Origin of the sequence: Pseudomonas sp. MD195_PC81_125 (genome assembly GCF_014060985.1) — a bacterium.
GTDB lineage: Bacteria > Pseudomonadota > Gammaproteobacteria > Pseudomonadales > Pseudomonadaceae > Aquipseudomonas > Aquipseudomonas parakoreensis.
Map to the genome: position 1 here is coordinate 1 of NZ_JABULD010000300.1, position 10,213 is coordinate 10,213.

9 protein-coding genes and 2 pseudogenes are annotated in these 10,213 nt (G+C 61.2%); 4 read left to right on the top strand and 7 right to left on the bottom strand.

Annotated features, from left to right (window positions below; genetic code table 11):
- The 7 genes and pseudogenes from HT737_RS12800 to bioB all read right to left on the bottom strand — a co-directional run.
- The coding region (locus HT737_RS12800; RefSeq protein ID WP_182402746.1) for an acyl-CoA dehydrogenase N-terminal domain-containing protein at positions 1 to 102 on the bottom strand (102 nt) is incomplete at its 3' end.
- Between the two features lie 276 nt (positions 103 to 378).
- Complete coding sequence (locus HT737_RS12805) at positions 379 to 675, bottom strand: hypothetical protein (protein ID WP_047297018.1); 297 nt, start codon at positions 673 to 675, stop codon at positions 379 to 381.
- Between the two features lie 108 nt (positions 676 to 783).
- Positions 784 to 1,464, bottom strand: coding sequence for a dethiobiotin synthase (gene bioD, locus HT737_RS12810; RefSeq protein ID WP_095668158.1), 681 nt, complete (start codon positions 1,462 to 1,464; stop codon positions 784 to 786).
- Entirely contained in the window at positions 1,461 to 2,273 is an 813-nt protein-coding gene (gene bioC / locus HT737_RS12815; RefSeq protein ID WP_182402748.1) for a malonyl-ACP O-methyltransferase BioC, read from the bottom strand. Before bioC ends, bioD begins: the two co-directional genes overlap by 4 nt.
- The gene (locus tag HT737_RS12820) at positions 2,266 to 2,997 is read right to left on the bottom strand and encodes an alpha/beta fold hydrolase (protein WP_182402750.1); all 732 of its coding nucleotides are present in this window, start codon (positions 2,995 to 2,997) and stop codon (positions 2,266 to 2,268) included. Before HT737_RS12820 ends, bioC begins: the two co-directional genes overlap by 8 nt.
- Complete coding sequence (bioF, locus tag HT737_RS12825) at positions 2,990 to 4,168, bottom strand: 8-amino-7-oxononanoate synthase (protein WP_182402752.1); 1,179 nt, start codon at positions 4,166 to 4,168, stop codon at positions 2,990 to 2,992. Before bioF ends, HT737_RS12820 begins: the two co-directional genes overlap by 8 nt.
- 136 nt (positions 4,169 to 4,304) lie before the next feature.
- A pseudogene (gene bioB, locus HT737_RS12830) lies at positions 4,305 to 5,361 on the bottom strand (biotin synthase BioB).
- 91 nt (positions 5,362 to 5,452) lie between these two features.
- On the opposite strand from bioB, the gene HT737_RS12835 reads away from it, so the two are divergent.
- The 4 genes and pseudogenes from HT737_RS12835 (at position 5,453) to HT737_RS12850 (ending at position 10,185) form a co-directional block, all read left to right on the top strand.
- Positions 5,453 to 6,187, top strand: a complete 735-nt coding sequence (locus tag HT737_RS12835; protein ID WP_182402754.1) for a ComF family protein — start codon at positions 5,453 to 5,455, stop codon at positions 6,185 to 6,187.
- A gap of 102 nt (positions 6,188 to 6,289) precedes the next feature.
- Positions 6,290 to 7,054 (top strand): TOBE domain-containing protein, encoded by a 765-nt coding sequence (locus tag HT737_RS12840; protein ID WP_095668155.1) that lies wholly within the window; start codon positions 6,290 to 6,292, stop codon positions 7,052 to 7,054.
- A 70-nt stretch (positions 7,055 to 7,124) separates the two neighbouring features.
- Positions 7,125 to 9,027, top strand: a pseudogene (locus HT737_RS12845) (PhoX family phosphatase).
- Between the two features lie 183 nt (positions 9,028 to 9,210).
- On the top strand, positions 9,211 to 10,185 hold the full coding sequence (locus HT737_RS12850; RefSeq protein WP_047297034.1) for a serine/threonine protein kinase: 975 nt from the start codon (positions 9,211 to 9,213) through the stop codon (positions 10,183 to 10,185).
- Positions 10,186 to 10,213 lie beyond the last annotated feature (28 nt).

Genomic DNA, 10,213 nt, shown 5'->3' on the forward strand with positions numbered 1-10,213 from the left:
TGCTTCGGAGCAAGCTGGAAGGCTCTGATAGTGCGCTTCGTAGCCGAGCAGTTCGTCACGAACGAAGCGAATATCACGCAAGGGGGCCTTGTAGTCAGGCATAGCGATAAACCTCTGCTGATGTAACCGGGAATGAACGACCGCGTTGATTTGTTGTGACGGTCAAACAGTTGTTTGAAACATACGTTTACGCCGAAATCTTGTCAAGCGTCGATCTTTTGCCGTTCGTCATGACTTTTTTCAAACGCCGGACACAGCTAACGGCCATGGGCTGCAAAGCGCCACGGGTAATGAAAAAAGATTAGTTGAGGGAGAAGGACTTACAACGAAAAACGCCGCGACAAAGCGCGGCGTTCGGCAAACGATGAATGTGATAAATCAGGCAAACGTATCAATGATCGTCCCGAGCATTTCATCAGAAGCCTTGGCGACCTTGGTGCCCAGCTCCACCTGAAACTTGCCTTGAGCCATTTCGGCCATGGCGCTGCCCGGATCCATTTGCTGGCTGCGGTCGATACCGCGCAGGCGATCAATCTGCGCCTCGGAAGACTGGCTGGTAACCGAACGCTCGATCGTATTATTGGCGATCTGGCTGGCGGCCTGATCGACACGATTCTGCCCGGTTTGAATGGTGCTCAAACCCGCATAAAAAGCTGTGTTACCGGTGATTTCCATGGGAGTTCTCATCCTTGGGAAGGATCAATGGTTGCCATTGAAGCAGAGGCGTCAGAAAAACACCCGTCAAAAATACTGATGGCACAGTGCCCTGTCATAGCAAAAGCATTAGTCCAGCAGATCGAGCTGCAAGTGGGCAGCCACCGCTTCGGCACTGAGTGCCTTGAGTTTCGGCACGCGCCCCAGACACGGCGCCGGCAGCCGTTCGGCCAGCGTCGCCAGATTCTCTTCCAGCCGCGACGTCTTCGGATCGATGATATTCGCTACCCAACCGGCCAGTTGCAGACCATCGCGGGCAATTGCCTCGGCCGTCAGCAAGGCATGACTGATACAGCCCAGGCGCACGCCCACCACCAGAATCACCGGCAGCTTCAGCGCGATAGCCAAGTCCGACAGATTGTCCTGATCCGCCAACGGTACCCGCCAGCCACCGGCCCCTTCAATCAAGGTGAAATCGGCATTCAGCGCCAGAATTTCGCGCATCGGCGCCAACAGCGATTGCACGGTCAGCGCGACACCCGCCTCGCGCGCCGCCAGATGCGGCGCGATGGCCGGCTCGAACGCCACCGGATTGACCTGTTGATAAGTCAGCGGCACCGAACATTCAGCCAACAACGCCAGCGCGTCAGCATTACGCAAACCCTTGGCGGTTACCTCGCACCCCGAAGCCACCGGTTTGCCCGCCGCCGTACTCAGCCCCGCCAAGCGCGCAGCATGCAGTAACCCGGCAGCGACGGTGGTCTTGCCGACATCGGTGTCAGTCCCGGTAATGAAATAGGCTGCGCTCATAAGGGTTTCTCCAACACCGCGTAAACCACCTGGTAAGTCGCTGGCAATCCCTGCGGCTGACGGAACTGTTCGTACGCCTCGATCAGGCCGAGGATCCGCGCCCGCCCGGTCAAACCGCCCGGCCGCCCGGGGTTCAGATTGTGCGCACCGAGCGCCTTGAGTTCGTGGGTCAGGCTGCGCACATCCGGGTAGTGCAGCACATGCGCCTGGTTCTGCAGACTCACCGTACGCAAGCCGCTGGCGGCACACAACTGCTCATACCGGACGAATTCACGGAAGCGGTTGACGTGCACCAGCCCATCGACCTGCCGCCAACTGTCGCGCAATTCGTACAACGTCCCGACACAAAGACTAGCAAACGCGAAAATCCCGCCCGGCTTGAGCACACGAAAAGCTTCGCTGAGCACCGATTCGAAATCCGCACACCACTGCACCGCGAGGCTGGAGAAGATCAGCTCGCAGGTCGAATCCTGCAATGGCAGACGCTCCGCATCACCCGCGATGAAATGTTGCGCGCCGCCTAGTGGCCGTGCGTGATTGAGCATGCCCTCGGCGATATCCAGTGCCAGCCCCTGCCCCTCGACATATCGCTCGGCCAAGGCGCGAGTGAAATAGCCGGTGCCACAGCCAAGATCCAGCCAGCGTGACGGCAGAAAATCTTCCGGCAACCGCTGCAGCAACTGTGAGCCGACGTCACGCTGCAATTCGGCAACACTGTCGTAGCTGGCCGCCGCACGGGAGAAAGAGGCCGCGACCTGGCGCTTGTCGGGCAAGCCGCCGGGCAGCGCAACTAGAGACAAATCAGTCATCACCGCACTCGTGTAGAAAAGCCTGGATCGCACCCGCCACGCCATGGGGGTCTTCCAGAAGAAACGCATGACTGGCCTGTTCGATCAGACCAATTTCGATATCCGGCAACAGGGCGAACAACGCCCCCGCCGCTTCCGCCGGCACCAGGCCGTCCTGCCCGGCGAACAGGTGCAACTGCGGGCCGCGAAACGCCTGCAACGCTTCCCGGGTATCCAGTTGGGCGAGCAGCTCCAGCCCGGCCAACAAGGTTTCGGGGGCCGTATTTGGCGCGCCGCCCAGCATCAGCCGCGACAAACCGCGCGGCTCTTGCGCGCCCTGAGCACACAACAACGAGAACCGTTTGAGGGTCAGCCGTGGATCGGACTGGCAGCCGGCAAGAAATGCATCGAACGTCTCGCCCGGCATCGCACTCGGCCAATGCTCGTGAGCCATGAAAGAAGGATTGCTCGCCAGCGTCAGCAGACCGCAGCAACGCTCGCCGCGCCGTGCCGCCAATTCGGAGGCAAGCATGCCGCCCAGCGACCAGCCGCCCAGCCACACATCCTGAGGAATACGTTCATCGAGATCGTCGAGCCACTCCTGCAAGTCGCTCGAATCAAGCTCGGGCAACGGCTCGATCTCGACATACAGATGCTCGTCGAGTCCCTGTAACGCTGCGGTCAAAGGCTCCAGCGGCGAAATACCAAGGCCCCAGCCCGGCAGCAGAATCAGACGATCACGCATGGCTTGGCTCCGGCGGCAGTTGGGCAAAGCAATCGGCCAGTCCTTCCAACAATAGCTGCACCTGCGCCTCGCTGTGGGCAGCGGTCAGGGTCACGCGCAGGCGTGCGCTGCCCGCCGGGACAGTCGGCGGACGGATTGCCGTGACCATCAAGCCGCGCTCGCGCAGCATCTGCGACAGGCGCACGGCGCGACCGGCATCGCCGATCAGGATCGGCTGGATCGGGGTGAAGCTGTCCATCAATTGCAGACCGATCTGCTCGGCGCCGTGGCGGAACTGGCGGATCAGCGTCTGCAGATGTTCACGACGCCAGTGTTCCGTGCGCAGTAGTTCCAGACTTTTCAGCGTTGCGCAGGCCAGCGCCGGTGGCTGGCTGGTGGTGTAGATGTAGGGCCGGGCGAACTGGATCAGGCTTTCGATCAGCTCCTCACTGCCGACGACAAAAGCACCCGCCGTGCCGAACGCCTTGCCGAGGGTGCCGACCAGCACCGGCACATCGTCCTGACTCAGGCCGAAATGCTCGACGATTCCGCCACCATTGACGCCGAGCGGGCCGAAGCCATGGGCATCATCGACCATCAGCCACGCGCCCTTGGCCTTGGCTTCCCGGGCCAGCGCGGGCAGATCGGCGATGTCGCCGTCCATGCTGAACACGCCATCGGTGACCACCAGCGTGTTGCCCGTGGCTTTCTCCAGACGCGTGGCCAGACTGCCGGCGTCGTTGTGCAGATAACGATTGAAACGCGCGCCGGACAACAGACCGGCATCCAGCAACGAGGCATGATTGAGGCGGTCTTCCAACACCGTATCGCCCTGCCCCACCAGTGCCGTGACCGCACCGAGGTTGGCCATGTAGCCAGTGGTGAACAGCAACGCACGCGGCCGGCCGGTGAGGTCAGCCAGCGCTTCTTCCAGTGCATGATGCGGGCCGCTGTGGCCGATCACCAGATGTGACGCTCCGCCACCCACGCCCCAGCGCTCGGCACCCGCGCGCCAGGCTTCGATCACCTGCGGGTGATTGGCCAGGCCGAGGTAGTCGTTATTGCAGAACGCCAGCAACGGCTGCCCGTCGACCACCACTTCAGGCCCCTGCGGGGACTCGAGCAACGGACGCTGGCGATAGAGATTTTGAGCACGGCGGGCAGCAAGGCGTGCGGCGAGATCGAAAGACATGCAGGCCTCACATCTGAAAAATGACTGTGTAGGAGCTGCCGAAGGCTGCGATCTTTTGAGCTTGTCTTTTAAAAAACAACATCAAAAGATCGCAGCCTGCGGCAGCTCCTACAGGGTTTTGCATTTCAAGCGAAGATCAGACCGCAGCGTTATAGAACTGCTCGCTGCTCTTCTGCTCCACCAGCGCCTGCTCGATCGCGGCCTGATGCACCTCATCGGCATGCTCTTCACGGGCTTCTGGCTGAATACCCAGACGCGCGAACAGCTGCATGTCCTTGTCGGCCTGCGGGTTGGCAGTGGTCAGCAGTTTGTCGCCGTAAAAAAATCGAGTTGGCACCGGCAAAGAATGCCAACGCCTGCATCTGCTCGTTCATCGCTTCGCGGCCGGCGGACAGGCGCACGTGGGATTGCGGCATGAGGATGCGCGCCACGGCGAGCATGCGGATGAAATCGAACGGATCGACGTCGTCGGCGTTTTCCAGCGGCGTACCGGCCACTTTCACCAGCATGTTGATCGGCACCGACTCCGGATGCTCCGGCAGGTTAGCCAACTGGATCAGCAGGTTGGCGCGGTCGTCCAGCGACTCGCCCATGCCGAGGATGCCGCCGGAGCAGATCTTCATCCCCGACTCACGCACGTAGGCCAGGGTCTGCAGGCGCTCGCTGTAAGTGCGGGTGGTGATGATACTGCCGTAGAACTCCGGCGAGGTGTCGAGGTTGTGGTTGTAGTAATCCAGGCCAGCCTTGGCCAGCGCCTCGGTCTGCTCCTGATCGAGACGCCCGAGGGTCATGCAGGTTTCCAGCCCCATGGCTTTTACGCCTTCAACCATTTTCAGCACGTACGGCATGTCTTTGGCCGACGGGTGCTTCCACGCCGCGCCCATGCAGAAACGCGTGGAGCCGATGGCTTTGGCGCGGGCAGCCTCTTCGAGAACTTTCTGCACCTCCATCAGCTTTTCTTTTTCCAGGCCGGTGTTGTAGTGACCGGACTGCGGGCAGTACTTGCAGTCTTCCGGGCAGGCACCGGTCTTGATCGACAGCAGGGTCGAAACCTGCACCCGGTTGGCGTTGAAATGTGCGCGGTGCACCGTCTGCGCCTGGAACAGCAAGTCGTTGAATGGCTGTACGAAGAGCGCTTTGACTTCGGCTAAAGACCAGTCGTGACGCAGGGTGGCAGAGGTGCTGGCGCTCATGGGCGGTTCCTTGGTTATGCTTGGCTGGCGGCTGCGGGAACGGAATACCCACAGGCGCGACACGGATGTTCGGCATATTTAAGGAAGAGTCATGCGCTGTCAACCACGATACGCACAACAGGTTTACATCTGTTTAAAAAACGTACAGACCTGCTTGCTGTGCGATGAGCCCGCAGAAGCAGAATTGCCAATGTGCGTCGCCTGCGAAACCGAGCTGCCCTGGCTCGGCGACCAGTGCCAGACGTGCGCTTTGCCGATGCCGGCTGTCGGTCAGACCTGCAGCGAGTGCCTGCTAGAGCCGCCGGCGTTCGAACAGGTGGTCGTGCCGTGGCGCTATGACTTCCCGGTGGACAGTCTGATTACACGCTTTAAACACAAGGCGAAATGGCCGTTTGGTCACCTGCTTGCCGACGTTGCCGGACAATACCTGCAACATCGCTTCGATGAAGGTTTGCCGCGACCCGATGTGTTGTTGCCGGTGCCACTGGCGAGCAAACGTCTGCGCCAACGCGGGTTCAATCAAGCCGCGATGCTCGGGCGATGGTTTAGCCAACAGCTGAATCTGCCTTTTGAGGAACAGGCGCTACGGCGGGTCCACGACACCAGCGCCCAGCAGGATCTCGACGCCAAGACGCGCAAGCGCAATTTGCGTCATGCCTTCGCGCTGAACCCTGACACCGATGTGAAAGGTCGGCACTTCGCATTGATCGATGACGTGCTGACCACCGGCGCCACGGCCCAGGCATTGGCGCGACTGCTAAAAAATGCAGGCGCAGCGCGGGTTGACGTGTATTGCCTGGCGCGCACGCCAAAACCGGGGAATTGAAAGTCAGCACAATCCCATTGTGGGAGGACAGTGTGTGGCTTGACTCTTGTGGCTCAAGCCGCCAACTTCACTTTCCACCGCCATCGTGAAAAGCCCCCCTCCATGTCCATGCCGTCTCTGTTATCCCAGCACATCGTCCGCCGTCCGCAGCGCATCGCCCTGCTGCAACACATTGCCGAACAGGGCTCGATCACCCGCGCCGCAAAAAGCGCCGGGCTGAGTTACAAGGCCGCTTGGGATGCGATCGATGAGTTGAACAACCTGGCGCAGAAGCCACTGGTGGAACGTGCGGTCGGCGGCAAGGGCGGCGGTGGCGCCAGATTGTCCAGCGAAGGCGAGCGGGTGTTGCGCCTTTATCAAAAGCTGCAGGCCTTGCAGGCACAGGTACTGGAAGCCGCTGAAGACGCCAGTGATCTGGATCTGCTCGGGCGATTGATGCTCAGAACCAGCGCCCGCAATCAACTGCACGGCAAAGTCGTGAGCATCGAAGGTCAGGGCCGCAATGACTTGATCCGCCTCGAACTGGCTGAAGGTTTGTGGATCAACGCACAGATCACCCACGACAGCACCGTGCACCTGGAACTGCAACCGGGCACTGAAGTAGTGGCATTGATCAAGGCCGGCTGGCTTGAACTGCTGGCGGCGGATCAAGCGGCAACATCTGGACACAATCTACTGAGCGGCACGCTCGAAGCCATTCTCGATGCCGAGGACGGCCCCAGCGAAGTGCGCATCGCTTTGCCCAACGGCCAGACGCTCTGCGCTCTGGCTGAGCCGCTGCAGCTTCGCACCCGCGGGCTGAGTGTCGGGCAACCGGTGCAGGTGCAGTTTTCGCCGTCCAATGTACTGATCGGTACGCCGCTGTAATCAGACGCTGCAACGAAAGCGTAATCGACGCTCATTAAGGTGGCTGCCAAAACCAAGCAGGGAGCCTGATGTGAGCCTATTAGAAGAAAACCAATCGACAGACCTGGAAAAAATGGTCGGCCTCAGCCGTCGCGGTTTCATCAGCGCCGGCGCGCTGTGCGGCGCCGCCATGTTTCTCGGCGGCAACCTGCTCAGCCGCAGCGCGCTGGCCACCGGCATCAGCGCCGGCAACAGCCGCCTGCTCGGTTTCGAGAGCATTCCCGCCGCCACTACAGACGTCATCAGCCTGCCCAAGGGCTACAAGTCCTCGGTGCTGATCAGTTGGGGTCAGCCATTGCACAAGAACGGCCCGGCGTTCGACCCGAGCGGCAATGGCACCGCCGCCGCACAGGAAGTGCAATTCGGCGACAACAACGACGGCATGAGCCTGTTCGAATTCCCCGACGACAGAAACCGCGCGTTGATGGCGATCAACAACGAATACACCAACTACCGCTACCTCTACCCGCACGGCGGCATGCCGCAATCGGCCGAAGACGTGCGCAAGGCACTGGCCTGCGAAGGTGTGTCGGTGATCGAAGTGCAGCGCAAGAACGGCCAATGGCAGTTCGTCCAGGGCTCGCGCTACAACCGGCGCATCCACGGCAACTCGCCGCTGCGCATCAGCGGCCCGGCCGCCGGTCACGAGCTGATGAAGACGGCCGCCGACAAGCACGGCAAGAGAGTCCTCGGCACCTTCCAGAACTGCGCCAACGGCAAGACACCGTGGGGCACCTATCTGACTTGCGAAGAAAAACTTCACCGACTGCTTTGGCAGCAGCAACGCCCAGCAGCAGTTCGACCCGGCGCAGAAGCGTTACGGTGTGTCAGTGGCCAGCCGCGAGATCAACTGGCATCCGTTCGATCCACGCTTCGACATGGCCAAGAACCCCAACGAGCTCAACCGTCACGGCTGGGTGGTCGAGATTGATCCGTTCGATCCGCAATCGACCCCGGTCAAACGTACCGCGCTGGGTCGCTTCAAACATGAAAACGCCGCACTGGCCGAGACCGACGACGGCCGCGCCGTGGTGTACATGGGCGACGACGAACGGGGCGAGTTCATCTACAAATTCGTCAGCCGCGATCGCATCAACCACCGCAACGCCAAGGCCAACCGCAACATCCTCGACCACGGCACTTTGTACGTGGCGAAATTCGATGCCGGTGACGGCAACCCGGATCATCCGAAAGGCCAGGGCCAGTGGATCGAACTGACCCATGGCAAGAACGGCATCGATGCCAGCAGCGGTTTCGCCGATCAGGCCGAAGTGCTGATCCACGCTCGCCTCGCCGCCAGCGTGGTCGGCGCCACGCGCATGGACCGCCCGGAATGGATCGTCGTCAGCCCGAAGGACGGCCAGGTCTATTGCACCCTGACCAACAACGCCAAACGCGGCGAAGACGGGCAGCCGGTGGGCGGGCCGAACCCGCGCGCGAAGAACGTCTACGGTCAGATCCTGCGCTGGCGCACCGACCGCGACGATCACGCCTCGAAGACCTTCGCCTGGGATCTGTTTGTGGTCGCCGGCAATCCAGGCGTCCATGCCGGTACGCCGAAGGGCGGTTCGTCGAACATCACCCCGCAGAACATGTTCAACAGCCCGGACGGGCTGGGCTTCGACAAGGCCGGGCGGCTGTGGATTCTGACTGACGGCGACTCGAGCAATGCCGGCGACTTTGCCGGGATGGGCAACAACCAGATGCTCTGTGCCGACCCCAAGACCGGCGAGATTCGCCGCTTCATGGTCGGGCCGATTGGTTGCGAAGTTACCGGGATCAGCTTCTCGCCGGACCAGAAGACCTTGTTTGTCGGGATTCAGCACCCGGGCGAGAACGGTGGTTCGACCTTCCCTGAGCATTTGCCGAACGGCAAGCCGCGCTCGTCGGTGATGGCGATTACCCGTGAGGACGGTGGAATCGTCGGCGCCTGACAGGCCCTAATCGCTGGCAAGCCAGCTCCCACAGGTTCTGCGCTGATTTGAAAATAGTGCAAGACTTTGTGAGAGCTGGCTTGCCAGCGATAGCGTCCTCCCAGACACCAACCCACTCCCCCCCTGCCATCTGCGCTACCATGCTGGGCCGGACGCGGCAGCCTGCTGCGCGCAGGAGTCAGCATGGCCCACCCGTTTGAAACCCTTACACCCGATCTCGTGCTCGATGCCGTCGAAAGCATCGGTTTCCTCAGCGATGCGCGCATTCTCGCGCTCAACAGCTACGAAAACCGCGTCTATCAGGTCGGCATCGAAGACTCCGAACCGCTGATCGCCAAGTTCTATCGCCCGCAGCGCTGGACCAATGACGCCATCCTCGAAGAACACCAATTCACCTTCGAACTGGCCGACGTTGAAATTCCGGTGGTGGCGCCGTTGATCCACAATGGCGAAACCCTGCACGAGCATGCCGGTTTCCGTTTCACCCTGTTCCCCCGTCGCGGCGGCCGTGCGCCGGAGCCGGGCAATCTCGATCAGTTGTATCGCCTCGGCCAGTTGCTCGGGCGCATTCATGCGGTCGGCGCCACCAAGCCGTTCGAACACCGCGAAGCCCTCGCCGTGCAGAATTTCGGCCACGCCTCGCTGGCAACATTGCTTGAAGGCAACTTCATCCCCAAGAGCCTCCTGCCAGCCTACGAGTCTGTGGCCCGCGACTTGCTCAAGCGTGTCGAAGACGTCTACGCCGCCACGCCGCACCAGAACATCCGCATGCACGGCGACTGCCACCCCGGCAACATGATGTGCCGCGATGAAATGTTCCACATCGTCGACCTCGACGACTGCCGCATGGGCCCGGCCGTGCAGGACATCTGGATGATGCTGGCGGGTGATCGTCAGGAATGCCTCGGCCAGCTCTCGGAACTGATGGATGGCTACAACGAATTCCACGACTTCGATCCGCGCGAACTGGCGCTGATCGAACCGCTGCGCGCCCTGCGGCTGATGCACTACAGCGCGTGGCTGGCGCGGCGCTGGGACGACCCGGCGTTTCCGCACAGCTTTCCTTGGTTCGGCACCGAACGGTATTGGGGCGATCAGGTGTTGGCGCTGCGGGAGCAACTGTCGGCGCTCAACGAAGAACCTTTGAAATTGTTCTGAATTCAAGATCAAAAGATCGCAGCCTTCG

Coding starts and splice junctions, on each gene's coding strand:
- HT737_RS12850 (WP_047297034.1), top strand. CDS start 9,211: ATGGCCCACCCGTTTGAAACCCTTACACCCGATCTCGTGCTCGATGCC.
- bioD (WP_095668158.1), bottom strand. CDS start 1,464: ATGAGCGCAGCCTATTTCATTACCGGGACTGACACCGATGTCGGCAAG.
- HT737_RS12835 (WP_182402754.1), top strand. CDS start 5,453: ATGCGCTGTCAACCACGATACGCACAACAGGTTTACATCTGTTTAAAA.
- bioC (WP_182402748.1), bottom strand. CDS start 2,273: ATGACTGATTTGTCTCTAGTTGCGCTGCCCGGCGGCTTGCCCGACAAG.
- HT737_RS12840 (WP_095668155.1), top strand. CDS start 6,290: ATGTCCATGCCGTCTCTGTTATCCCAGCACATCGTCCGCCGTCCGCAG.
- HT737_RS12805 (WP_047297018.1), bottom strand. CDS start 675: ATGGAAATCACCGGTAACACAGCTTTTTATGCGGGTTTGAGCACCATT.
- HT737_RS12820 (WP_182402750.1), bottom strand. CDS start 2,997: ATGCGTGATCGTCTGATTCTGCTGCCGGGCTGGGGCCTTGGTATTTCG.
- bioF (WP_182402752.1), bottom strand. CDS start 4,168: ATGTCTTTCGATCTCGCCGCACGCCTTGCTGCCCGCCGTGCTCAAAAT.